This window comes from Streptomyces glaucosporus (genome assembly GCF_039533345.1).
In the GTDB taxonomy this organism is placed as follows: Bacteria; Actinomycetota; Actinomycetes; order Streptomycetales; family Streptomycetaceae; genus Streptomyces; species Streptomyces glaucosporus.
Genome location: NZ_BAAATJ010000003.1, coordinates 350,219 through 373,273, shown reverse-complemented (window position 1 = coordinate 373,273; position 23,055 = coordinate 350,219). Strand labels below are relative to the sequence as shown.

Sequence of the window (23,055 nt, the reverse complement as noted above, 5' to 3'; positions counted from 1 at the left end):
CCGGCCCCGCGACGCCGTCCCTGCGACGTCCCACGAGGCCCTGTGACGTCCCGCGACGCCCCGGACGCTCAGTCCGGGGCGTTGACCATCGAGGCCGCCGCGTAGACCAGGTAGTCCCACAGCTGCCGCTCGTGCTCGGGCTCCAGGTCCAGGCTGTCCACGGCGTCGCGCATGTGCCGCAGCCAGGCGTCGTGGGCGGCGCGGTCGATGGTGAAGGGCATGTGGCGCATCCGCAGCCGGGGGTGCCCCCGCTGCTCGCTGTACGTCCTCGGCCCGCCCCAGTACTGCATCAGGAACAGGGCCAGCCGCTCCTCGGCCGGTCCGAGGTCCTCCTCGGGGTACATCGGCCGCAGCAGCGGATCCTCCGCGACGCCCTCGTAGAACCGGCGCACCAGTCGCCGGAACGTCTCCTCGCCACCCACCTGTTCGAAGAAGGTCTGCGTCTGCAAGCTGCCGCGCGGAATCTCCATCACGCCCCCCATGGTCGCAGATGCCCCGGCGGAGGACGGGGGACGTAGGACGGCTCCCGTCGCCGGTCCTCCGCCGGGGCCCGTGCCCGGCCGGTGCCGCTACGCGTCGTCCCAGCGGAAGAGCCTGGCGGCGATCGCCGTCAGGACCGCGGCGAACAGCAGCAGGCCACCCATGGCGGGGAGGGCGGCGTCCCAGCCCTGGCCGCGGGAGAGGACGCCCTGCATCGCCTCGGTGAGGTGCTTGAGCGGCATCGCCTCGGAGACCGTCCGCACCCAGGCCGGTGCGTTGTCCAGGGGGAAGAAGGCGCCGGAGAGGAAGGCCATCGGCAGGATGACGAGCTGCGTCACGCCGTTGGCGGACTCCTCGGTCTTCGCCCAGGCGCCGACGACCAGCCCCATGGACATGAAGGCCAGCGTGCCGCAGACGACCAGCGGCAGGGACAGCCACCAGTGGCCCGTCAGCTCCAGGCCGTAGAACGGGACGGACGCCACACCGACGAAGACCAGGGTCTGGAGGAGGGCCAGGCCGACGTTCACCCCGACGCGGGCGGCGACGACCGAGCCCGCGCCGACCGGGGCGAGCCACAGCCTGCGCAGGATGCGCTTCCTGCGCCAGTTCACCAGGGTGAGCGCCGACCCGGTGACCGCGCTCATCGACACCGCCCAGCCGAGCAGGCCCGGGGTGAGGAACTGGATCGGCTTCAGGGACTCGTCCTCCACCTGCCCCGCGCTCAGCTCGTACGCCGGGGGACGGCCGGTGGCGGCGATGTTGGCCTGCTGGACGAGCGAGTTCATGACGGCCCGCACATTGCCCGCGCGCGTCGGGTCGGCCGCCGAGTAGCGCATCCGCACCCGGTCGCCGTCCTGCCAGACCACCGCGTCCACGTCGCCCGCGCGGACCTCCTCCAGGGCCCGCTCGCGGTCGCGGGACTTCCGCACCTCCAGGAAGTCGCCCAGCTCCTCGCGCGTCTCGCGCGGCAGGGAGTCCAGCACCTCCACCCGGCCGATCTGGACGATCTCCGAGCGCGGCACCGAGTCGTTCTTGAGCAGGGTGCCCAGGAGGAGCAGGAACATCAGGGGGAACAGCAGCATGAAGAAGACGGCGGTCCGGTCCCTCAGCAGCCCCAGGGTCATGGCCTTGGAGAGGCTGGCGAACGCCTTGGTGTTCACAGGCGGTACTCCCGTCCGGTGAGCTGGAGGAAGACGTCCTCCAGCGAGTCCGCGCCCAGTTCGGCGATCAGGTCGGCGGGGGCGCCCACGCGCAGGACGCGGCCGCGGTCCATCACCGCGACCCGGTCGCACAGCGCCTCGGCCTCGTCCATGTAGTGCGTGGTGAGGACCACCGTGCGGCCCTCGTCGTTGATGGCCCGCAGCAGGTCCCACAGGTTGCGGCGGGCCTGCGGGTCGAGACCGGTGGTGGGTTCGTCGAGGAAGACCAGCTCCGGGTCGTGGACCAGGGCGCAGGCGATGGACAGCCGCTGGGCCTGTCCGCCGGAGAGCCTGTCGTCGCGGGTGCCGGCCTTCTCCGCCAGGCCGACGGTCTCCAGCATGGCGTCCGCGCGCTCGGCGGATATCCCGTACAGGGAGGCGAAGGTGCGGATCTGCTCGCGAGCGGTCAGCTTCTCGAAGAACGCCGAGGCCTGGAGCTGGACGCCGATCCGGCGCAGCAGCGCCGGGTTGCGGGGGAAGGGCGACTCGCCCAGCAGCCGCACCTCGCCCTCGTCCGGCCTGCGCAGCCCCTCGGTGATCTCCAGGGTGGTGGTCTTGCCTGCGCCGTTCGGTCCGAGGATGCCGTAGAACTCGCCGCGTTCGACGGTGAAGGACACCCCGTCGACGGCCTGCACGTCCCCGTACCGTTTGCGCAGTCCCTCGACTGTGATCGCAGCGGTGGTCATGGGACGGAGCGTAACGGCGGAATATCACCTTCCGGGTAGCCGGACGGTCCCGGATGATCTCGCGCGATCCTTCCGGTCGCAGCACAGTGGAGACATGAGGGACGAAAACGGCGGTGAGGGCGCCGGACGGCGGGTGGACCGGGTGGACCGGGAGGACGGGGAACTCGCCGCGCGGGCCCGGACCCTGGCCGGGACGCTGGTGCGGACGATCGAGGCGGAGGGCGCGCTGACCGACCCGGCCTGGAAGGCCGCGTTCGAGGCCGTGCCGCGCCACCTGTTCGTGCCGTACTACTACGTGCCGCGGGTGGGCGGGTACGAACGGCGGCGGCACGACGACCCCGACCCGCTCGGCCGGGAGATGTGGCTGACGGGCGTGTACGAGGACGCGCCGCTGGCCACCCTGCTGCGGGACGGCGAGCCGGTCTCCTCCTCCAGTCAGCCCTCCCTGATGGCGATGATGCTGGAGGAACTGCGGGTCGGGGACGGCATGGACGTCCTGGAGATCGGCACCGGCACCGGCTGGAACGCCGCCCTCCTCGCCCACCGGCTGGGCGACGGGCACGTGACCACCGTCGATCTGGACCCGGAGATCACCCGGCAGGCCCGGGAGCGGCTGGCGGCGGCGGGCAGGCGCCCCGCGGTGGTCACCGGGGACGGGACCCGCGGCTGCCCGGAGCGGGGGCCGTACGACCGGATCATCGCGACCTGCGCGCCGGACACCGTCCCGCCCGCCTGGACCGCCCAGTGCAGGCCCGGCGCGCGCATCCTGACCCCGATGGCCACCGGTCTGCTCGCCCTCCGCGTGGCGGACGCCGGGCACGCGGAGGGCCGCTTCCTGGACGTCCCCGCCTACTTCGTCCCCCTGCGCGCCGACGTCCCGCCGCGTCCGCGCGTCGATCCCGGGGACCTGCCGCGCGAGGCGCTGCGCACGGAGTCGTTCGGATTCCTGCTGTCCCTCACCGGCGGCGGCCCGGACCCGGCCGCCGCCTACGAGACGTGGCGGCGTGCCGGTCGCCCGGACCGCACCCGGTACGGCGTGACGGTGCGCGGCGAGGAGCAGTGGGTCTGGCTGGACGACCCCGCCGGCCCGGACCGCTGGCCGCTGACACGGGGCTGACGCGGGCCGGCGTCCGCCCGCCGGCCCGTCCCGGCGCGGGTCCGCCGGGCGCGGGGTGCCCGCCCCGGCGTCAGCCCCGGTAGAGGGTGATGGTGGTCCAGGCGCCGATGTGCACCCGGTCGCCCTCCTTGAGCGGGACCGGCACGAACGGCTGGATCGGGTCCTCGGCGCCGTTGATGGTGGTGCCGTTGGTGGAGTCCTGGTCGACCACGGCCCAGCTCCCGTCGGGCTGCTGGACCAGCACCGCGTGCTGATGCGAGACGCCCGGGTCCTCCGGGGAGCGGCCCAGGTCGATGTCGGGCGACTCGCCGGTGGAGTGGCGGCGGCGGCCGATGGTGACCTGGGGCCCGGTGAGCTGGACCCGCTGCTCGGCGGAGTACGCAGGAAGGCTGAGGCCGGCCGCCTCCGGGCCGCTGCGCTGCATCATCGCCGTGAAGTACTCGCGGTCCGGGCCGATCGTCACCATCCAGGTCGAGGGCTGCTGCGGCTGCCCCTGCTGGTGGTGCGGCGGCTGCTGGTGCGGGTCCTGGTGCGGGTTCTGGTGCTGGTGAGGCTGGTGGGGCGGGGCCTGGTGCTGCGGGGGCTGCGGAGCCTGGTGCTGCGGCGGTTGCGGATAGCCGTAGCCCTGCTCCTGCTGTCCGTAACCGCTGCCGCCGTGCTGCCCGGGGCCGGGCGCGGTCGGGACCGGGCCGGGCGGCGGCAGCGTCCAGTCGTCGTTCCCGCCGGACTGCGGCTGCGGGGCCTGGTGGGGCGGCTGCTGGTGCGGTGGCTGCGGGTAGCCGTAGCCGGGCCGGCCGGGCTGCTGCCCGAAGTCGGCACGGGCGTACTCCGGTTGTCCGGACGGAGGCGGCGTGTGGTGCTGAGGCGGGACCATCGGCTGCGGAGGCTGGGGCCTCGGCGGCTCGGGCGCGAGCGGCTCGGGGCGGCCCGGCGGGACGGGCCCGGAGGGCTCGTAGTCCATCTGCCGCGGCGGCGCGGGCGGCGGCGGAGGTCCGGGCGGGCCCGCCTGCTGGAAGCCGGGCGGCAGGTTCAGCCCGCCCATGCTGCCGCCGGGCGCCTGGGACGGCGGGGCCGGCGGAGGAGGCGAGGCGTAGCCGGCGGGAGCGGGGGAGGGGGCGGTGAAGTTGTACCGGCACTCCCCGCAGAACGGCGCGTGGCCGTCGCGCGGCGTACGGCACCGCGGGCACAGCTCCGCCTGCATCGTGGCGTCGCCGCCCGGCGCGGGGTAGCCGTAGCCGCCCTGGCCGGGCATCGGCTGCCCCATCGGCGGGTGCCCGGACATGGGCGGCGGAGGGGGCGGGGGAAAGGCACCGGAGGGGGCGCCCGGAGCGGAGGCCATGCGGTGGCCGCACACCTCGCACCAGTCGTCGGCCGCCGACTGGTGGCCGTTCGGGCAGGTAGGCATGTCGGTCCTTCCCCCTCCGTGCAGTTCCGTGTCGCTCGGGTGGCTCGCGTGCAGGCGCGGACCGTCCTGGTGGACCGCACCGAGGGCGCCGCCTCGCCGGCCTCGGAGACGTTCGCCCTCAGTCGAACAGTACCGGGCTGCGCGCCGATCACGTCCACCCCCTTTGACGGCGGAACCACGGCGGAACCGCGGCGGTCCCGCCGCCCGGTGCGCCCGCCGGACGGCCGGGTCCGCCCCGGAAGAGCCGGGCGGATCCGGCCGGCCCGCGCCCGGCGTGCCCCGTCCGGGGCCTCCCCGCCCGCCGCGGCTCCACCGTCCGTGTGACGTTCGCTACGCCCCGGCGCGTCCCGCGTCCACCGCCCGGCCGGACACCGTCCCGCCGTTCCCCGCCCCGTCGGACGGGGCGGGGAACGGCACCACCGCCACCGTCACGTTGTCGTGCCCGCCCGAGTCCAGCGCGTGCCCCACCAGGTGGCGGGCGCACCGCAGCGGGTCGGCGGCGGCGTCGGGCGGGACCACGGCGGCCATCTCCTCGGCGGATTCGGCGTAGTTCCACAGCCCGTCGGTGCACACCACCACCACGCCCGGCCGGTCCGGGGCGAACGCGGCGGTGTGCGGGTCGATCTCGTAGGCGTCCGCGCCCAGCCAGCCGGTGATGGCGTGGGCCCGGGGGTCGGCGTACGCCTCGGCCTCCTCCATCAGGCCCGCGGCCACCATCTGGGCCGCCCAGGAGTCGTCCTCGGTGAGCCGCGCGGGCCGGGCCGAGCGGTCGTCGGGCACCCAGTAGGCGCGGCTGTCGCCGATCCAGCCGACGGTCAGCAGGTCGCCGGCGACGACCGCGCCGACGATGGTGCAGGCCGGGGCGTTCCGCGTCGGGTCCTGGGTCTCCTCCTCCGTGGCCATGGCGCTGACGGCCTCGGCGGCGGCGACCAGGGCCTCGTGGACGGCCTCCCGGACCCGGGCGCCGCGCGGCAGCGAGTCGGCCAGCGACGCGCAGGCGGTCCCGGCGGCGGTGGCCGAGGCCTCGTCGGGCCGGGTCGCCGAGGACACCCCGTCGCAGACGACGGCGATCACGGCCGGCGATCCGTCCGGCAGCGCGGCGGTGGCGACGGCGAAGGAGTCCTCGTTGCGGTGGTGGCGCAGCCCGCGGTCGCTGACCGCGGCCACCCCCTCCGACGCCCGCTCCAGATGGTCGCGTTCGCGCGGCCGGACGTGTCCGCAGTGCCCGCAGCCCTCCGCCCCGCCGCCGGAGCCGGGGGAGTCGGGGGAGTCGCCGGAGCCGGGGGAGCCGTCCGGGCCGGTGGCTCCGGCGCCGCAGGCGGCGCACGCCGGCCGCCGGTCCCCCTCCGGGGCCGCGCCCCCGCCCGTTTCCCGGCCGGCGGACGGCGCGTCGCCGAGCAGGCGCGGGTCCTCGTCCGGAGCCGGGGCGGGCGGGGCCTGGGACGTGTCCGGCGCCCTGTGGGCGTCCGGCGGGTCCGGCACCGGGCGGGGACCCGGCACCGGGTCCGGGCCCGGGGCGGGCGGCGGCAGGGTGAAGTCCGGTTCGCCGGCCGGCGCGGGCCGGGCGGCCTCGGCGGGAGGCGCGGCGGGGGGCGCCGCGGGCATCGGCGGCACCGGGGGCATCGGAGGCACGGACGGCGGCACCGGGGGCATCGGCGGCACCGGAGGCACGGTTGGCGGCACGGACGGCGGCTCCGGCGGTCGCGGGCCGTTCACCACGGCCGCCAGGTCGGCACCGCACGCACCGCAGAAGCGGTCGCCCTCCTCGATGGGCTCCTCGCAGCGAGGGCAGACGGAGAGTTGGTCGAGCTGCGGCATGGTCACACCCACGTTCTGGGGCGGAGACGGTTGGCCCGTTCCACCAGTTCGATCCTTTCGGCGCCGGTCTGCGCGAGCCGGGCGAGCAGCCGGAACGAGCGTTCCAGCCCCAGGCGGAGCCCTGTCTCGTCCATCTCGCAGCCCAGCAGGGGCGGGAGCCGCCCCGGACCGGCGGGCGCGGGCGCGCCCTGCCGGCCCGCCAGCACCCAGTCCAACGCACTGCCCAGTACCTCGGCGGTCAACCGTTCGCGGCGCAGCGCGTCCAGACCCGCGTCCCGCAGCCGCTCCACCTCGCGGGCGGCGGCCCGCAGGTCCTCCAGCAGCGGTTCGTAGGGGGAGCGCCGCCGCAGCCGGGCCCGTACGGCGGCCACCCTCGCGGCCGTGTGGTGGACGGAGGACTCCGGCACGGACTCCAGCGTCCGCACGGCGCCGCGGCGGTCACCGGTCGCCAACCGTACCCGGGCCAGGCCGAACGCGGCGCTCACCCAGCTCCGGTCGGTCGCCCACACCAGGCGGTAGTAGCGCTCGGCGTCCTCCCAGCACTTCAGCGCCTCGGCGCAGACGCCGAGCGCCAGCTTGGGGGCGGGCTCGCCGGGGAAGGCGCCGTGGACCGCGTCGAAGGCCGCCGCGGCCGTCTCCCGGTCGCCGGCGGCCAGGGCGTACAGCCCCCGGTGCCAGACCACCCGCCAGTCGTCGCCGTGCCGTTCCTCCAGCTCGGCCAGCATTCCGGCGGCGACCGCGCGGCCGTTCGCGCCGTCCGCCTCCAGCCATGCGCGCAGCTCCCGCAGCCGCCGCTCCGCCGAGTCGGCCGGCGCGGCCCTCAACGCCGCGATCAGCTCGGCCGGTTCGGCGGCCGGCAGACCCGCGAGGAACCCGGCGTTCGGATCGGCGGGGTCCACCAGGGGAACCGGAAGCGCCAGTGCCGCCGCCCGCGCGTCCAGCGGCTTCGGCGCGGGCGCCGGATCCACCGCGCCCGCGCTCACGACGGAGTGCGCCGCCGGAACGCGCCCCCGGCGCGGACGCCGGGGCGCGCGGACGCCCAGCAGCGAGGTGTCACCGGCGGCGGGCGCCAGCACCTGGGTGTCCACGGCCCTCGTCTCCGGACCGAACAGGGTGGACGCCGAAGGCCGCGGTTCGCCCGTCCGGAGCGCCACGATCTCCCGCAGCACGCCCATGAGCTGCTCGGACATCTCCGCCGCCGAGGCGAACCGCCGCTGCGGGTCGGGGTCGGTGGCCCGCACCAGCAGCCGGTGGAACGACTCGTGCCGCCGGAAGACCGCGATGTGCTCCGGACCCGGCAGGCTGTGCGCGAACACGGTGGTGTAGCCCTGGAAGTCGAAGGTCAGCACGGCCAGCGTGCGCGCCACCGTGTACAGGTCCGAGGCCACCGACGGGCCCGTCTCCGTCACCTCCGGCGCCTGGTAGCCGACCGTTCCGTAGATCGCGCTCTCGTGGTCGTCCATCCGCCGGACCGCGCCCATGTCGATCAGCTTGAGGCGGTCCCCCTGCTGGATGGCGTTGTCGACCTTGAAGTCGCAGTAGAGCAGGTTCCGGGCGTGGAGGTGGCCGAGCGCCTCCAGCGCCTCGATGCCGTACGCGCACGCCTGCTCGACCGGCAGCGGGTCGCGGCGTCCCTGCGGCGTGCGGCGGGAGTTGGCGATCTCCTTGAGCGACCTGCCGCCGACGTACTCCATCACGATGTAGCCGTCGAGGCTGCCGGTGCGCCGGTCCAGGTGCTCGACGAAGTTGTGGATGCGCACGATGGAGGGGTGCTCGATCTCCGCGAGGAACCGCCGTTCGGAGATCGCCGCGGCCATGGCGTCCTCGTCGCCGGTGTCCAGCAGGCCCTTGAGCACCACCCAGCGGCCGGAGACCGCGTGGTCCACCGCCAGGTAGATCCAGCCCAGGCCGCCGTGCGCCAGGCAGCCCACCACCTCGTACTGGCCGTGCACCACGTCGCCCGGCCGCAGCTTGGGGACGAAGGAGTAGGGGTGCCCGCACCGGGTGCAGAAGCCCTCGGCACGGCCCGGCCGCCCGCGCCGCGAGCGCCCCACCGGGGCGCCGCACCCGTGGTTGCCGCAGAACCGCTTCCGCTCGGGCACCTCCGGGTTCTCCAGCACCGCCGTCCGCGGGTCCGGACGCGGCACCGGGGGCACGGACACCAGCCCGGCGCCCAGCGCGCCGCGGGCGGAGGAGGACGACGAGCGGGAGCTGCGCGCGGAGACCGGCCGCCCCGAGGAGCGGTCCGACAGCCGCCCGGACAGCCGCCCGGACGACGGCTGCGACGGTTCCGAGGACGGCTGCGGCGGTTCCGGGGACGGCTGCGGCGGCCCGGGGGAGCGGAAGGCCGCCGGGACGCCCTGCGCGCTCGTCGGCGGGGAGGCCACCGTGCCGTCCGGGGCGACCGGCGGCGCCGTCCCGCAGGCGCCGCAGTACAGCCCGCCGCCGGCGTCCTCGTACGTGCCTCCGCAGCCGGGTCGCCGGCACGCCCGTGCCGCTCCGGCCGGCGCGCTCACCGGACCTCCCCCTCCCCGCCGGACGGCGGCTCCAGGATCTCCAGCACGGCCTGCCGGTAGCGCAGCACCGCCTGCTCGGCGGCCCGCAGGTCGCACGGGGCGCTCCACAGCAGCCGCCGCGCGGCGTCGTACCGCTCCGACAGCAGCGGGTCGTCCGCCGCCCCGTGCCGGGCCGCCCTCGCCCGGTACGCGTCCAGCCGGCCGCGCAGCTCCGCGCGGACGGCCAGCGGCGCGGTCACCGCGGCCAGCGAGGCGCGGGCCCGCTCCAACTCCTCCTCCGCGCGCTCCTCCAGGCTCTCCAGCAGCGGCGACAACCGGTGCCAGCGGGCGTGGCGCCGGTGCTCGACGGCGGCCTCCAACTGCTCGTACAGCACCGTCGGGGGCCCGCTCACCGCGGGCACCTCGGAGGCGGCGATCTTCGCCAGCACCTCGCCGCGCGCCGTGCGCGCCTCCGCCAGGGTCCGGTCCGCGCGGGAGAGGACGTCGCGCAGCCGCATCAGCCGCTGCTCGGCGTCCTGCCGCACCTGGAGCACGGCGTCGATCTCGCGCCGGACGTCCTCCAGGGCGCGGGCCGCCCGGTCGTACCGCCCGGTGTCGGGACGGCCGCCGCCGGGGGCCGAACTCCCGCCCGCGGGGATCCAGAAGGCCAGCGGGTCGGCGACCACCTCGGCGCGCAGCGAGGCCAGCTCCTCGGTGGTGCGCTCCAGCTCGTCGCCCGCCGGGTGCTCCCCGGGGCGCACGCCGACGGAGTGCGCCAGGGAGCGGACGCGCTGGAGCTCGGCGGAGAGCATGTCTATCCGGGCGGGCAGGGCGGACCACACCGAGTCGGCGGCGGCGACCACGTCGAGGGCCTGGGCGTACCAGCCGTTCATCCGGTCGACCAGCTCGGCCAGGCCGATCCGCTCGCCGTCCCCGCCGGGGACGGTCACCGACGGGTTCCGCAGCGCGGCGGTCAGCTCGGCGAGGCCGCCGGGCGTCGGCCGGCGGTGCCGGGCGCGCAGTCCGCGGAGCGACTCCAGGGCGGCGGTGTAGGCCTCGAAGTGCGTCCACAGCAGCGATATGGCCTCCTCGGCCCGCGCCCACCGCTCCTTGGTGACGCCCGTCGGCCCGGCGCCCTCCAGCAGCCTGCGCCCCGCGTGGTCCTGGAGCGAGAGCAGGGACGTTTCGAGCGCCTCGTGCTCCGCGTCCAGCCGTGCCAGGGCACGGTCCACCTCCTCCCGGCTCATCACCGGTTCGCCGGGCTCCGGACCTCCGCCGTCCCCCATCGATCACCTCGCCGTTCTCGTCGCCGGACGTACCCGGCGCGTCATCGGTCCCTGTACGCCGGAGCCGGGGGCGCCGGCTCCGCTGTCTCCATCTTGTCGGCGAGCCACCGTTCGTATGAGGCCATCCACGGACTGTCACCACCGCCGCGGCGGTAGTCCTCCAGCACCTTGTTGACCCGTCGCACCAGATCCTCGTCCTCCAGGTGCATCGCGATGCCGTACGGCTCGACGGTCAGCGGCTCGCCGACGAGGTGCACCGAGGGGTCCTGGGCGGCCTGCCCGGCGGCCAGGGCGCTGTCGGTCATCACCGCGTCCACCTCGCCCAGCTGGAGCAGCACCAGGCAGTCGAGCTGGTTGCCGACGTAGACGGGCAGGGCGCCCCCGTCGTCCTCCTCCAGCAGGGTCTGCGCGGTCGAACCGGCCGCGGTGCACAGCCTCTTGCCGCGCAGCGTCCCGTCGAACCCCGTGACCGGCGAGGACTTCGGGACGAGGATCTGCTGCCCGGCCTCGAAGTACGCCGTGGAGAACGCCACCTGCCTCCGCCGCTCGCAGGTGATGGACATCGTGCGCACCACCATGTCCACCTCGCGCCTTCGCACGGCGGGGATGCGCTGGTCGGTCGGGATGGTCTTGTAGACGATCTCGGGGTCGTCGCCGAGCAGGTCCTCGGCGACGGCCTTCACCAGGTCGATGTCGAAACCGGTGATGCCGCCGGTGGACGGGTCGCGGTAGCCCCACAGGTAGCTGTTCTGGTCGACGCCGACCACCAGCCGTCCCGCACGCTGGATGCGCCGGACCGCGGGCCCGGCCTCCGCCGAGGGCCGCAGGCTCTCGGCGGGGTCGCTGCCGTCGGCGCAGGTCTCCCGTTCGGCTGCGGGCGCCGCCCGCGCGGCGCCCGGCCCGCGCTCCGCCCCCCGGTCGCCGTCCGAGGGCGGCCGCACGGGCGCCGCCGCGGACAGCACCGTCTGGACCAGCAGCACGGCGGACAGGGTCAGCCCGCCCACCGCCACGGCGACGGACGTGCCGGCCCGGCCCCTCCGGGGGCCCCGCCCGGGCGCCACAGGTGCCACAGGTGTTCTCACATGCGCTCCTCCGCCGCTCCTCACCGGTACTCCGACAGCCTGCGGCCGATGCCCAGGACCACGCCCGCGGCGCCGAGCACGGACAGCGCCCCGGCCCCGGCGGGCAGCCCGCCGAGGGCGTCCAGCCCCCGCCCGGCGGCCCGCTCGAACTCCCGCTGCTCGTGCCGCACGGCCTCGGCGAGGCCGGCCTCCACCGCGTCGAACGCGCCCCGCGCGCTGTCCGGGCCGGGCCCGATCACCGTGTCGACCGCGTCGTCGTAGTGGCCGCCGTTCTCCGACTCGCGGGCGGCCGCGTGGTGCTCCCGCCAGTCGGCGGCGGCCCGCAGGGCCTTCTCGACCGGCCGGCGCCCCTCCTCGTCGTCGGCCAGGGCCAGCGCCTCGGCCAGCCGTCCGCCGGGTTCTCCGTCCGCGCCGCCCGCGACCTCGGCCATGCCCTTCCGGTAGCTCTCCTCGTAGGCGGCGCCGCCGCCGCGGGCCACCAGCGTCATGCTCTCGTCGCCGCGGGCCCGCAGGGCGCCCGTCCACGCCTCGTTGAGCACCTGGAGCGACCGGGCGCCGCACCGGTCGGAGGCGTCGAGCGCGGACCGGGCGAGGCCGTGCGCGGACACCAGCCACAGCAGAGCCGCGGCCGTCGCGGCGGTCGCGGCCAGCAGCCCGGGGTTGAACACCCGGTTCGTCCGCAGGTAGTGGCGGCGCTGGGCCCAGCAGAGCGCGGCGAGCGCGGCGGCCCCGGTGAGCAGCGCGGCGACGGGCCAGGAGCGCGCGTCCCGGTGGTCCCGGCCGAGCCGGGCGGTCTCGGACCGGTGGAGCGCCTCCGCGGCGGGCAGCAGCTCCGTGCGCATCTGCTCACTGGCGTGGCGCAGGTAGGCGCCGCCCAGGGGCAGGCCCTGCCGGTTGTTGGCGCGGGCGGTCTCCACCAGGCCGGTGTAGAAGGGGAGCCGCTGGTTCAGCTCGGTGACCTCGGCGCGCCCGCGGTCCGACAGGCCGCTGTTGGCCGCCGCCTCGGCCAGCAGCCGGGAGGCGGTGCGGATGTCCCGCTCGTACCGCTCGCGCAGCTCGGGCGGCTCGTCGCCGCCGGCCAGGAAGGCGGCCGCGGCGGTGGTGTCGGCGTCGGCGAGGGAGCGGTAGACGCTCGCCGCGTCGGCGCTCAGCGGCTGGCTGTGGTGGAGCGCGTCTCCGGCCGCGGCGGCCCGGCCGGAGACCTGCCAGGCGGTCACCGCCCCGAACGCCAGCACCAGCGCGGCCAGGGCCGCTCCGATGATCCGCAGCCGTCCGGGCTCGGTCACCGCCGCCGCGCGCAGCCTGGCCGCGCCCTCGGCCCAGGCCGTACGGCGCGGCGGTCCGGGGACGGCGGAGGAGCCGGGGCCGGACGCGCCCGGGGGCGCCGGCACGGAGGGGGCCGCGGGGGTCGCGGGCGGGCCGCTCGGCGGCTGTGTCACTGGTCGGGACCTCCCCCTCGGTCGCTGACGCACCGGGCCCCGCGTCCTCCCCGGGCGGCGGAGCCGGAGGAGCCCCGTCCAGCAGTATGGCGGCCGGGAGCGGCGACGGCACCGTTCCTCTCATGATCTTGTTCTGATCGCGATCTTCACGGGTCGTCCGCGCCACCCGGACCGCCGGGCGGCGCGGCGTAGTGGGCGCGCAGCCGGGCGCAGGCGGCGGGCCCGGCCCCCAGGCGGTCCAGGGCCATCAGCGCGGCGCCGAGCACCGGAGGCGCGGTGACGGTGTCCACTACGGCCAGGGGCGCGCGTTCGGCGAACAGCTCCAGGAGCGTGTCGCGGAGGAGCCGGTGACGGGCCGCCACGACGCCGCCGCCCAGCACGACCGGAGTGGGGGCGCCGAGCAGGTCCAGGCGTTCCAGCGCGACCGCGGCCATGGCCACGATCTCCTCGGCCTGGCGGCGCACCAGCGCGCGGGCGACCGCGTCGCCGCCGTCGGCCGCCTCGAAGAGGACGGGGACGAGTTCGTGGCGGCGCGCGCCCGGGAGGTCGCCCAGGTGGAACGCCTCGATCAGCGCGTACATGCTGGGCAGCCCGAAGTGGGCGGGCAGCGCCCGGGCCAGCTCGGTGTCCCCGCCCCGGCCGTCCTCGGCGCGGGCGGCGTGCCACAGCGCCTCCTCGGCCAGCCCCCCGCCGCCGCCCCAGTCGCCGGAGAGCCGGCCCAGGGCGGGGAAGCGGTGGGTGCGGCCGTCCCCGGCGACCCCGACGCAGTTGACGCCCGCGCCGCAGACGACGGCGACCCCGTGCCGCACCGAGCCGTCGTCGGGCAGCCCCGCGCGCAGGACCGCGAAGGTGTCGTTGACGACCTCGCCGGTGCGGCCCCAGCCGCGGCCGTCGACCAGGGCCGCCAGCTCCCGCTCCTCGCGCGGCAGGTCGGCGTTGGCCAGACAGGCCGAGACGTGCTCGGCCAGGGGAACGCCCGAGCCGACGGCGTCGGCGTCCAACCCCGCGTCCCTAGCCGCCCGGGCCACGGTCTCGCCCAGGGCCTCGACGGCCGCCTCCGCCCCGGCCGCCGGCGGCCGGAACCCGCCGCCCCGCGCGGCGCCCAGGACGCTTCCGTCCCCGGCGACCAGCGCCACGTCGGTCTTGCTGTTGCCCGCGTCGACGGCCAGGGCCGCGGCCGCGGGGGAGGCGGCCGCCGGGGGGACGGACGTCAGGCCCATGCCAGGTGCTCCCGGTTGTGGGCGATCAGGCGGTCCGTCAGCTCCTCGGCGAGGGCGTACTGCCCGACGAGCGGGTGGGCCAGCAGCGCGGCGAACACCCGGTCCCGGCCGCCGTGGAGGGCGGCCTCCAGCGCCAGGTGCTCGTACGCCGTCACGGCCGAGACCAGACCGGCGTGGAGCGGGGGGAGCGGCGGCACGGGCAGGGGTTCCGCGCCCGCCGGGGAGACCTCGGCCGGCACCTCGATCACCGCGTCGTCGGGGAGGAAGGGCAGGGTGCCGCCGTTGCGGACGTTCACCACCTGCACGCTGCCGCCGCCGGTTCCGTCGTTGGTTCCGCCGCTGCCCAGCAGCGCGGCGGTCAGGGCGACGGCGGCCTCGGAGTAGTGGGCGCCGCCGCGTCCGGCCAGCAGTTCGGGCTTGGTGTCCAGTGCCGGGTCGGCGTACATCTCCAGCAGCTCCCGCTCCAGTGCGGCGACCTCGGCCGCCCGCGAGGGCCTGGTGCGCATCTCGGCCACGACCTCGTCGTGCGCGTAGTAGTAGCGCAGGTAGTACGAGGGCACGGCGCCCAGCCGGTCCAGGAGGGCCCTCGGCAGCCGCAGGTCGGCGGCGATGGTCCCGCCGTGCCGGGCCAGCAGCTCCGGCAGGACGTCCGTCCCGCCCGGCCCGCCCAGGCGCACGCCCAGCTCCCAGGTGAGGTGGTTGAGCCCGACGTGGTCGAGGTGGACCTCCCCGGGGCGGACGTCCAGCAGCGCGGCGAACTTCCGCTGGAGGCCGATCGCCACGTTGCACAGGCCCACGGCCCGGTGGCCCTCGTTCAGCAGGGCGCGGGTGACGATGCCGACCGGGTTGGTGAAGTCGACGATCCACGCGTCCGGGCCGGCGCGGCGCACCCGCTCGGCGATGTCCAGCACGACGGGGACGGTGCGCAGCGCCTTGGCGAGCCCGCCCGCGCCCGTGGTCTCCTGCCCGACGCAGCCGCACTCCAGCGGCCAGGTCTCGTCCTTCTCGCGGGCCGCCTGCCCGCCGACGCGGAGCTGGAGGAGGACGGCGTGGGCGTCCGCCGCCGCCTCGTCCAGGTCGGAGGTGGTGGTGACGGCGGCCGGGTGGCCGGCGCGGGCGAGGATGCGGCGGGCGAGCCCGCCCACCACCTCCAGCCGGTCCGCGGCCGGGTCGGCCAGGACCAGTTCGGTGACGGGGAGGACGTCCCGCAGCCGGGCCAGTCCGTCGACGAGTTCGGGGGTGTAGGTCGAACCGCCACCCACCACTGCGAGTTTCACTGGCCTGCTCCTCCTCGGGAACGGCGGGGATCGGGGAGCCGACGGGGGTCGGCGGGCCGGCGGGAGGTGTCGAACACCTCGTCGCGGGTGGCGGCCAGGGCGCTCTCCAGGGCCCCGCTGAGCACGGGGTGCCCGGTGACGGCGCCGAGGACCAACCGGGGCCGGGGAGCCGCCAGTTCGGCCAGTTCCCGCTGGACCAGCGTGCGCAGCGCCTCGCCCCCGGCGGTCAGCACGCCGCCGGAGAGGACGACGAGCCCGGGGTCCAGGACGGCGACCACCGAGGCGAGCCCGGTCGCCAGGGCGGTGGCCGTCCGGCGCAGCAGCTCGCCCCCGGGGCCGTCCGGGCCGCCGTCCGCCCGGCCGTCCGGGCCGGTGTGCCCGGCCGCCCGGGCGAGCAGGGCCGCCGCCGCCTCCCGCACCGGTCCGGGCGGGGGCGTGAGGCCCAGCTCGCGGGCGGTGCGCACCACGGCGGCGGCGCCCGCCAGCTCCTGGAAGCCCCCGCCGCCCGTCCGGGCGACCCGGCGCATCAGCGGCACGCCGGGCACCGGCAGGAAGCCGACCTCGCCCGCGCCGCCGGTGTGGCCCCGGTGCAGCCGTCCGCCCAGCACCACGGCGGCGCCCAGGCCCTCCTCGTTCCACAGCAGGACGAAGTCGTCGTGGCCCCGGGCGGCCCCCAGCCGCTGTTCGGCGACGGCGGCGAGGTTGACGTCGTTCTCGTACTCCAGGGGCATCGGCAGCGCCGCGGCCAGCTCCTCCTGCAGGGCGGGGGAGTGCCAGCCGGGCAGGTGGGAGGCGTAGCGCAGCCGCCCCGTCCGGGGGTCGAAGGCGCCCGGGGTGCCGATGACGACGCGGTGCAGCCCGTCGCGGGAGAGCCCGGCGTCCCCGGCGGCGCCGTCCACGGCGGCCACCACCTGCCGGACGGCGCTCCCGGGGGACCGCCGCCCGGAGACGGGCACCTCGAAGGCGCCGACGGTCCGTCCGGTGAGGTCGGCGACCGCCGCGCGGACGCGGTCGGCGGTGACGTCCACTCCGGCGACGTGCGCCACGGCCGGGTTGAGGGAGTAGAGGCGGGCGCCCGGCCCGGGGCGGCCCCGGCTGGTGCCGGTGGCGACGACCAGGCCCGCGTCCTCCAGCCGGGCCAGGAGCTGGGACGCGGTCGGTTTGGACAGCCCGGTCAGCGCGCCGATGCGGCCGCGTGACAGCGGGCCGTGGGCGAGGAGCAGTTCCAGCGCCGCGCGGTCGTTCATCGCGCGCAGCACCCGGGGCGTGCCCGGGGTCGTACCGGCCATCGGCTCTCCCGCCCGCCACTGTCAGGAAAGTTTCCAGTCGTGCGGGACAGGACGGTAGACCCGCCCTGGGCACGCGTCAACGGACGGCCGGATCCGGCGCGTTGCCCCCACGCGGTGTTTCCTGGGGCGTTCCCGTGCGGTGGCGCGGTCCGTGCGCGTCCCGGCCTACGGGGCGGACCGGCCGCCGCCCGCGCCCCGGCCCGGTTCCGCGCCCGTCTCCCTCGCCGGGGCCGCCGGGGCCGCCGGGGCCCGCCCGGATTCGGCCGGCTCCGCCGCCGGCGTCCGGCCGCCGTCCTCCGCCGGGGAGCCGGCCGGGGACGATTTCACGGGTGACTTCACGGGTGGCTTCGCGGGGGACTTCACGGAGGAATCCGCCGCAGCCTTCGGAGCCTTCGCGGGGCTCGCGGCCGGGGAGGCGCCCAGGGGCCCGCCCCCGTCCTTCACCAGGGCCGGGCCCAGCCCCTTGGCCAGATCGCGCTCCAGCCCCCTGCCCAGGCCGTGCTCCAGGTCGGCGTCCAGTTTGCGCAGGGCGGTCAGCGACTCCTCGTCCACCATCCGGATGCCCCGCGCGTCCAGCGCCCGCTTGATCCGCCAGCGCAGTTCGCGCTCCACGGGCAGGGCCTTGCCCGGCATGGTCTTCGCCGAGACCCGGATCACCATCGTCTCCAGCGTCACCGAGTTCAGGCCCAGCACCTCCACCGGCGCCCACAGGACCTCGTCCCACGGCGACGTGGTGGACATCTCCTCACCGGCCGACACGACGGCCGACCGGACCTCGTCCAGGTTCTCGTCGGAGCGGACCTCCACGTCCAGGGAGGCCGTCGCCCAGCCCTGGCTGAGGTTGCCGACCCGCTTGATCTCGCCGTTGCGGACGTACCAGATCTCGCCGTCGTCGCCGCGCAGCTTGGTCACCCGCAGCCCGATCTCCAGCACCGTGCCGGTGGCCTCGCCCGCGTCGATCCGGTCGCCGACCCCGTACTGGTCCTCCAGCAGGACGAACATCCCGCCCAACACGTCCGTGACCAGGTTGCGGGCGCCGAAGCCGATCGCCACACCGGCGACGCCGGCGCTGGCCAGCAGCGGCGCGAGGTCGATGCCCAGGGTCGACAGGACGACCAGCGCCGCCGTCCCCATGATCACGAACGTGGCGACGCTGCGCAGCACCGAACCGATCGCCTCGGTGCGCTGGCGCCGCCGCTCGGCGTTGACCAGCAGGCCGCGCAGCGCGTTGCCGCTCGCCTCGGCCTCGGCGTTGCGGTTCATCCGGGCGACCAACCGGGTGATGGCCCGGCGGATCACCGAGCGCAGCACGACCGCTATCACCAGGATCAGCAGGATGCGGAGCCCGGCGGCGAGCCAGGCGCCCCAGTTCTCCTCTATCCAGCCCGCGGCGTTGGTGGCCGTCTCGTGCGCGTCGTCCATCGATTCCACCCTTGCAACACTAACGGGGGACATCCGGTCCGGCCGGGGGCTCGGCACCCGGCGCACGCGGCATGGGGGCGGGGCGGGGCGGGGGAGAAACGGTGTGTGGGCGAAAACACGCTCAGCGCGTTACGCGATCGTGGTGGCGCCGCCACCGGGACGCGGGACACACTGGGGGAGATCGTCCCGGCGCGAGCCACGCGCCGCCGACGTACAAGGAGGCACCGTGCCGCATGTCCTGGTCCTCAACGCGTCGTACGAGCCGCTCGGCGTCGTACCGCTCCGCCGCGCGCTCATCCTCGTCCTGAACGGAAAGGCGACCAGCCTCGAGGATTCCGGCGCCCTGATGCACAGCGCCACCCAAGCCATACCCGCCCCGAGCGTCGTACGTCTGAAGCGCTTCGTACGCGTGCCCTTCCGCGGCACCGTGCCGCTCACCCGCCGCGCCCTGTTCGCCCGTGACGGCGGCAGATGCGTGTACTGCGGTGGCGTCGCAACCAGCGTCGACCACGTCGTTCCGCGCAGTCGCGGCGGGCAGCACTCCTGGGACAACGTCGTGGCGGCCTGCCGCCGCTGCAACCACATGAAGGCCGACCGCCACGTCTCCGAGCTGGGCTGGCGGATGCGGCACCAACCCGCGCCGCCGACGGGCCTGGCCTGGCGGATCATCGGCACGGGGCACAGGGACCCGCGCTGGCTGCCGTACCTGCGGCCGTACGGCGCGGAGGAGGCGCTGGCCCGGATCGACGGCAGGACACCCGCCTGAGATCCGGGCTCCGCTGTTTCCGGGGCCGGCCCGGGGCGCGCCCCCGGGCCGGCCCCGGCCCGCCCGTCACTCCCGGCGGCTCCCGGCGCTCCCTCCGCCCCGGCCGTCGCCGGCGCCGCCGTTCCCGCGGTCTCCGGGGTCTCCGCGGTTCCCGGGGTTCCCGGGGCCCTCGGGGTCCTTGCCGTCCCGCTCGGCGTCCCGCACCGCGTAGACCTCCACGGACCACAGGGACAGCCCGTAGCGGGTCGCCCGCTCGTCGCCCACCACCCGCACGAAGCGGGTGTCGGCCGGAGCGGCCATCCGCACCGTCTCCCGTCCGCCCCGCCCGTCGCGCACGGTCGCGGCCGTGCGCCAGCGCCTGCCGTCGGCGGAGACCTGGACGCGGTAGCGGGAGGCGTGGGCGTCCTGCCAGTGCAGCCGCACCTCGCCGACCCGGGCCGGCCGGTCCAGCTCCACCTGCACCCACTGCCCGTCCTCGGCCGGGGAGGACCAGCGGGTCTCCGGATCGCCGTCGGTGACGGCCGAGGCGGGGAAGTCCCGGGTCTCGTCGGCGGAGGAGCCGGCCCGCGCGCCGCGCGCCAGGTCCGGCCCGCCGGTGGGCGGGTAGGCGCGGACGGTGAGCGTCGCCTCCCGGACCTCGCCCTCCGCGGTGGTGAGGACGACGGGCACGTCGTAGGTGCCCGGCCGGACGTCCTTCCCGGCCAGCACCTCGACGGCCGCCGTCGCCGGGACGCCGCGCCGGAGCGTCACCCGCCGCGGGGCGCGCGCCGTGAAGCCCTCGGGCGCCCGCACCGTCAGCCGGGCGCGCACGTCGGTCGGGCGGTTGCCGGTCAGCCGGGCCTCGACCACGGCCGCGTCGCCGCCGATCACGGCGTTGGCCTCGGTGCGGGACAGCTCCAGCTCGGCGCCGGGGGCGTCGGAGTACCAGGGCGTCAGCTCGTGGATCACCGGGGCCTTCGAGCCGTCCCGCCAGGCCAGCCGTACGGCGTCCACCCGCAGGCCGCCGGCCCGCACCTCCGTCCAGCCGCGGTCGGAGAGGACGCCCAGCTCCTTCCAGCCCTCGCCCGGCACGCGGACCTCGACGGAGGCGCGGACGCCCGAGCCCGGCTCGGACTGGACGGTGACGGCCTCCAGGGCGCGCGGCCGGGGCAGCCGCAGCTCCAGCTCCTCGGAACCGGGGGCGGGCGCCTCGGCGGCGCGGAAGGCGGTGGCCGGATCGCCGTCGGCGGCGTCCTCCGGCGAGGATCCGGGCAGCGGGCCGGGGCCGCCGCGCACCCGCTCCCCGGAGCGCTCGCTCCGGGGGGCCCGGCCGCCGGAGCCCGACCAGTCGTCGGCGATCTTCAGCGCCTCGTCCACGAAGACCGGCAGGACCCCCTCGCCGACCGTCGCGCCGCTCCTGCCGGCCTCGTCGCGCAGCCGCTCCAGCTCCAGCCGCGCCTCCCAGGCCGCCGCGCCGTCCCCGCGCCGCTGGGCGGCCAGCATGTCCAGCGCGCGCTCGCCCGCCCGGCCGTGGCGCGCGAGCTGCCGCACCCAGGGGCGCGCCTCGTCCTTCAGGGCGCCGCCGGCCACGTCCTCCAGGTGGCGGGGGGCCTCGCGCAGCACCGCGAAGGCGTCGCGCAGCCGTCCGGCCGCTTCGGCGAACCGCTTCTCGTCGCGGCCGGCGTGGGCGTCCCAGTAGGCGTCGAGCAGCGGGGCGAGGTAGGCGGACTCCTCGCCGTCCAGCACGGAGGAGGAGTTGTTGGCGGCGAACGCGCGCAGCGCCTCGCGGGTCCTGCCGTCGGAGGAGGCGCCGGGGGAGCCGTCCGGCCCGCCGGTGTCCGCGAGGTCGCCGACGGCCGCCTCCCAGGACTCCCCGGGCCGGTAGCCGCGGGGGTTCCAGGCGTAGTCGGCGACCGTGAACAGCGGGACGCGGGAGGCCGTCGCCTGCTCCATCGCGTTGGCCAGCAGCTCCGCCGAGCCGTTGGCGACGGCCGGGTCGCGGCCGGTGTACGGGCCGAGGAAGATCCGGTCCGCGGCGTAGTCGTTGACCGGGTAGTTGTCCATCGTGACCAGCGGGTGGCGGAAGACGGAGCGGGCCTCGGCCAGCTCGCCCCCGGTGATGGCCGCCGGGACGACCCCGACGCCCGTCCAGGCCACCTCCACGTCCGCGCGCAGCGTCCTGGCGAACACGCGCCGGTACTCGGTGGCGCCGTCCTGGTAGAACTCGGTCGGCAGCACCGACAGCGGTACCGCGCCGCGTCCGGTCCCGTACCGCCCGGCCAGGTGCGCGGCCACCTCGTTGGCCAGCTCGGCGTGGGCGCGGGCGGCCGCGTCGGGGCCGTAGCCGTAGTGGTCGGCGTCCTCGCCGCAGTGCCACTCGTTGTAACTCGCGTCCTCGAAGCGGAGCTGGACGGCCCGCACTCCCAGCGCCACCATGGCGTCGATCTTGCGCAGCAGCGCCCGGCGGTCGTCCCCGGAGACCAGGCACATCGACTGCCCCGGCGAGACGGCCCAGCTCAGCACCACGTGGTTGCGCCGGGCGCGCTCGGCCAGCTCGCGGAACTGCGCGCGCCGCTCGGCGGGGTAGGGGTCGCGCCAGCGGGACTGGCGGAACGGGTCGTCGCCGGGGGCGTACAGGTAGCGGTTCTGCTTGGTGCGGCCCATGAAGTCCAGGTGCGCCAGCCGCTCCTCGTGCGACCAGGCCTCGCCGTAGAAGCCCTCGGCGGTGCCGCGCACGGCCGTGGCCGGCCAGTCCCGCACGGCGACCCCGGCGAACGCGCGGCGCCCGCCCTCGCCGGCGACCACCAGCTGCCGCAGCGTCTGCGCGGCGTGGAACAGCCCGTCCCCGCCGACGCCCGCCAGGGCGACCGTGCCGCCGGGGTCCGCCCGGCCGACCGCGAGCCGGTAGCCGCCCGGGGGCAGGTCGCCGCGCGCGGGGGCGCGCAGGGCGCGCAGCGCCTCCTCCGCGGCGGCGCCCCCGGCCCGGACCACCAGGCCCCGGGCGGAGGACTCCTCGCCCGGCCGTAGGGTCCGCACATCGCGCGCGCCGGCCGCGCGCAGGGCGTCGCGGACGACGTCGAGGGCGTGGGGGTCGGCGTCCCCGTCGGCGATCACGGTGGCCTCGTCGCCGACGGGGACGGGCGCGCCCCGCTCCCGCAGGGACTGCGGGCGGGGCCAGACCGCCGGGACGCCGTCCTGCGCGGTGTGCTCCTCCCGGCCGTCGGCGGCCGGCGCCCTGCCGTTTGCCGTGTCGGGCGCGGGCGGCGCGGCGTGGGCGCCCGGCGCACCCGAGAGCAGTCCTCCGAGAACGGCCGCCACCAGCGCCGTCGCACCGGTCCGGCGCGCGCCGCGGCCATGCGTCGCGTGGTTCACGTCGTAGGCCCTTCTCGCCCGCTCTGCTGTCCGGTCCGTCCCGGCCCGCCCGGCTTGCCGCCGGCCGGGCCCGTCGGCCGCACCGAGCCCACCACCGGCGCGGCGAGGTGTCAACGGCGGCGGCCGAAGTGTCCGGCTTTGTCGGCGCGGCGCGGCGCCGCGGGGCCGCCGCGGGGCCGCCGTGCGCCGCTTCGGGGGGCCGCTTCCCGGGTCCGTCCCGCATCCGTTTCCGGACGGGGCGGCCCGGAGAGCCGCCCCGTCCGGCACGGCAAATCCTGGAGGCGACGACGGCGCCTGGCGAATTCTCTGCGCTGACAAGCGCGCCGCACCGTGAAATCATCGGTCCGGGGCCGGAGTGACCCGGCTCACATTGTTCCGCCGACGGGGACTGTGTCCCTCCCGAGTGGGTAGGGCCCCGATGTCCGACCGAGAAACGAACGGAGGCCCCCTGTGGCCACGTCCGCCGATCTGCTGACCCTCCCGCCCGGACGGGGGCAGGAGCCGCTCGACCTCTCCGGAGTCTCCGACCCCGACTCCGGACTGGACGGCTCCTGCGTCCACGACTACGTCGAAGCCCCCCTGACCAGCGAGCCTCCGCTCGCCGACGCCGCCCCTCTGACCAGCGAGCCTCCCCTGGCCGCCGGGCTTCCCCTGACCAGCGAGCCGACCGGGGTGGGATACGCCGCGGAGTCCGCGGGCATCTAGTTCCCGAGGGGGCCGAGG

At 76.7% G+C, this 23,055-nt stretch carries 16 protein-coding genes and 1 pseudogene; 3 read left to right on the top strand and 14 right to left on the bottom strand.

Annotation, left to right across the window (positions count from 1 at the left end; all coding sequences use genetic code 11):
* Positions 1-68: 68 nt before the first annotated feature.
* The 3 genes from ABD358_RS05900 to ABD358_RS05890 all read right to left on the bottom strand — a co-directional run bounded on the left by ABD358_RS05900 (position 69) and on the right by ABD358_RS05890 (position 2,365).
* Positions 69-482, bottom strand: coding sequence for a globin (locus ABD358_RS05900; RefSeq protein WP_344629760.1), 414 nt, complete (start codon positions 480-482; stop codon positions 69-71).
* Positions 483-569: 87 nt separating this feature from the next.
* A complete protein-coding gene (locus tag ABD358_RS05895; protein WP_344629759.1) occupies positions 570-1,640 on the bottom strand; it encodes an ABC transporter permease in 1,071 nt (356 codons plus the stop codon).
* Positions 1,637-2,365, bottom strand: a complete 729-nt coding sequence (locus ABD358_RS05890) for an ABC transporter ATP-binding protein (protein WP_344629758.1) — start codon at positions 2,363-2,365, stop codon at positions 1,637-1,639. Before ABD358_RS05890 ends, ABD358_RS05895 begins: the two co-directional genes overlap by 4 nt.
* A gap of 94 nt (positions 2,366-2,459) precedes the next feature.
* On the opposite strand from ABD358_RS05890, the gene ABD358_RS05885 reads away from it, so the two are divergent.
* Entirely contained in the window at positions 2,460-3,482 is a 1,023-nt protein-coding gene (locus ABD358_RS05885) for a methyltransferase domain-containing protein (RefSeq protein ID WP_344629757.1), read from the top strand.
* A gap of 70 nt (positions 3,483-3,552) precedes the next feature.
* On the opposite strand, the gene ABD358_RS05880 is transcribed toward ABD358_RS05885, so the two are convergent.
* The 10 genes and pseudogenes from ABD358_RS05880 to ABD358_RS05835 all read right to left on the bottom strand — a co-directional run.
* Positions 3,553-4,887, bottom strand: a complete 1,335-nt coding sequence (locus ABD358_RS05880; protein ID WP_344629756.1) for an FHA domain-containing protein — start codon at positions 4,885-4,887, stop codon at positions 3,553-3,555.
* 330 nt (positions 4,888-5,217) lie between these two features.
* Positions 5,218-6,705: a protein phosphatase 2C domain-containing protein gene (locus tag ABD358_RS05875; RefSeq protein WP_344629807.1), complete on the bottom strand. Its 1,488-nt coding sequence runs from the start codon at positions 6,703-6,705 to the stop codon at positions 5,218-5,220.
* Between the two features lie 2 nt (positions 6,706-6,707).
* A complete protein-coding gene (locus ABD358_RS05870) occupies positions 6,708-9,221 on the bottom strand; it encodes a serine/threonine-protein kinase (RefSeq protein ID WP_344629755.1) in 2,514 nt (837 codons plus the stop codon).
* The gene (locus ABD358_RS05865; RefSeq protein WP_344629754.1) at positions 9,218-10,486 is read right to left on the bottom strand and encodes a hypothetical protein; all 1,269 of its coding nucleotides are present in this window, start codon (positions 10,484-10,486) and stop codon (positions 9,218-9,220) included. Before ABD358_RS05865 ends, ABD358_RS05870 begins: the two co-directional genes overlap by 4 nt.
* A gap of 41 nt (positions 10,487-10,527) precedes the next feature.
* Entirely contained in the window at positions 10,528-11,568 is a 1,041-nt protein-coding gene (locus ABD358_RS05860; RefSeq protein WP_344629753.1) for a glutamate ABC transporter substrate-binding protein, read from the bottom strand.
* A 20-nt stretch (positions 11,569-11,588) separates the two neighbouring features.
* Positions 11,589-13,007: a hypothetical protein gene (locus ABD358_RS05855; protein ID WP_344629752.1), complete on the bottom strand. Its 1,419-nt coding sequence runs from the start codon at positions 13,005-13,007 to the stop codon at positions 11,589-11,591.
* A gap of 146 nt (positions 13,008-13,153) precedes the next feature.
* The gene (locus tag ABD358_RS05850; protein WP_344629751.1) at positions 13,154-14,227 is read right to left on the bottom strand and encodes an N-acetylglucosamine kinase; all 1,074 of its coding nucleotides are present in this window, start codon (positions 14,225-14,227) and stop codon (positions 13,154-13,156) included.
* Positions 14,218-15,504: a family 4 glycosyl hydrolase gene (locus ABD358_RS05845; RefSeq protein ID WP_344629750.1), complete on the bottom strand. Its 1,287-nt coding sequence runs from the start codon at positions 15,502-15,504 to the stop codon at positions 14,218-14,220. Before ABD358_RS05845 ends, ABD358_RS05850 begins: the two co-directional genes overlap by 10 nt.
* Positions 15,501-16,793, bottom strand: a complete 1,293-nt coding sequence (locus ABD358_RS05840) for an ROK family transcriptional regulator (protein WP_344629749.1) — start codon at positions 16,791-16,793, stop codon at positions 15,501-15,503. Before ABD358_RS05840 ends, ABD358_RS05845 begins: the two co-directional genes overlap by 4 nt.
* 522 nt (positions 16,794-17,315) lie before the next feature.
* Positions 17,316-18,248, bottom strand: a pseudogene (locus tag ABD358_RS05835) (mechanosensitive ion channel family protein); the annotation flags it as partial.
* Positions 18,249-18,441: 193 nt separating this feature from the next.
* Between ABD358_RS05835 and ABD358_RS05830 the strand changes: the two are divergent.
* Positions 18,442-18,981, top strand: coding sequence for an HNH endonuclease (locus ABD358_RS05830; RefSeq protein ID WP_344629748.1), 540 nt, complete (start codon positions 18,442-18,444; stop codon positions 18,979-18,981).
* A 66-nt stretch (positions 18,982-19,047) separates the two neighbouring features.
* On the opposite strand, the gene ABD358_RS05825 is transcribed toward ABD358_RS05830, so the two are convergent.
* Positions 19,048-22,332: a beta-N-acetylglucosaminidase domain-containing protein gene (locus ABD358_RS05825; RefSeq protein WP_344629747.1), complete on the bottom strand. Its 3,285-nt coding sequence runs from the start codon at positions 22,330-22,332 to the stop codon at positions 19,048-19,050.
* A 450-nt stretch (positions 22,333-22,782) separates the two neighbouring features.
* Here ABD358_RS05825 and ABD358_RS05820 point away from each other — a divergent pair, with 450 nt between their 5' ends.
* Entirely contained in the window at positions 22,783-23,037 is a 255-nt protein-coding gene (locus tag ABD358_RS05820; protein WP_425576253.1) for a hypothetical protein, read from the top strand.
* Positions 23,038-23,055: the final 18 nt, after the last annotated feature.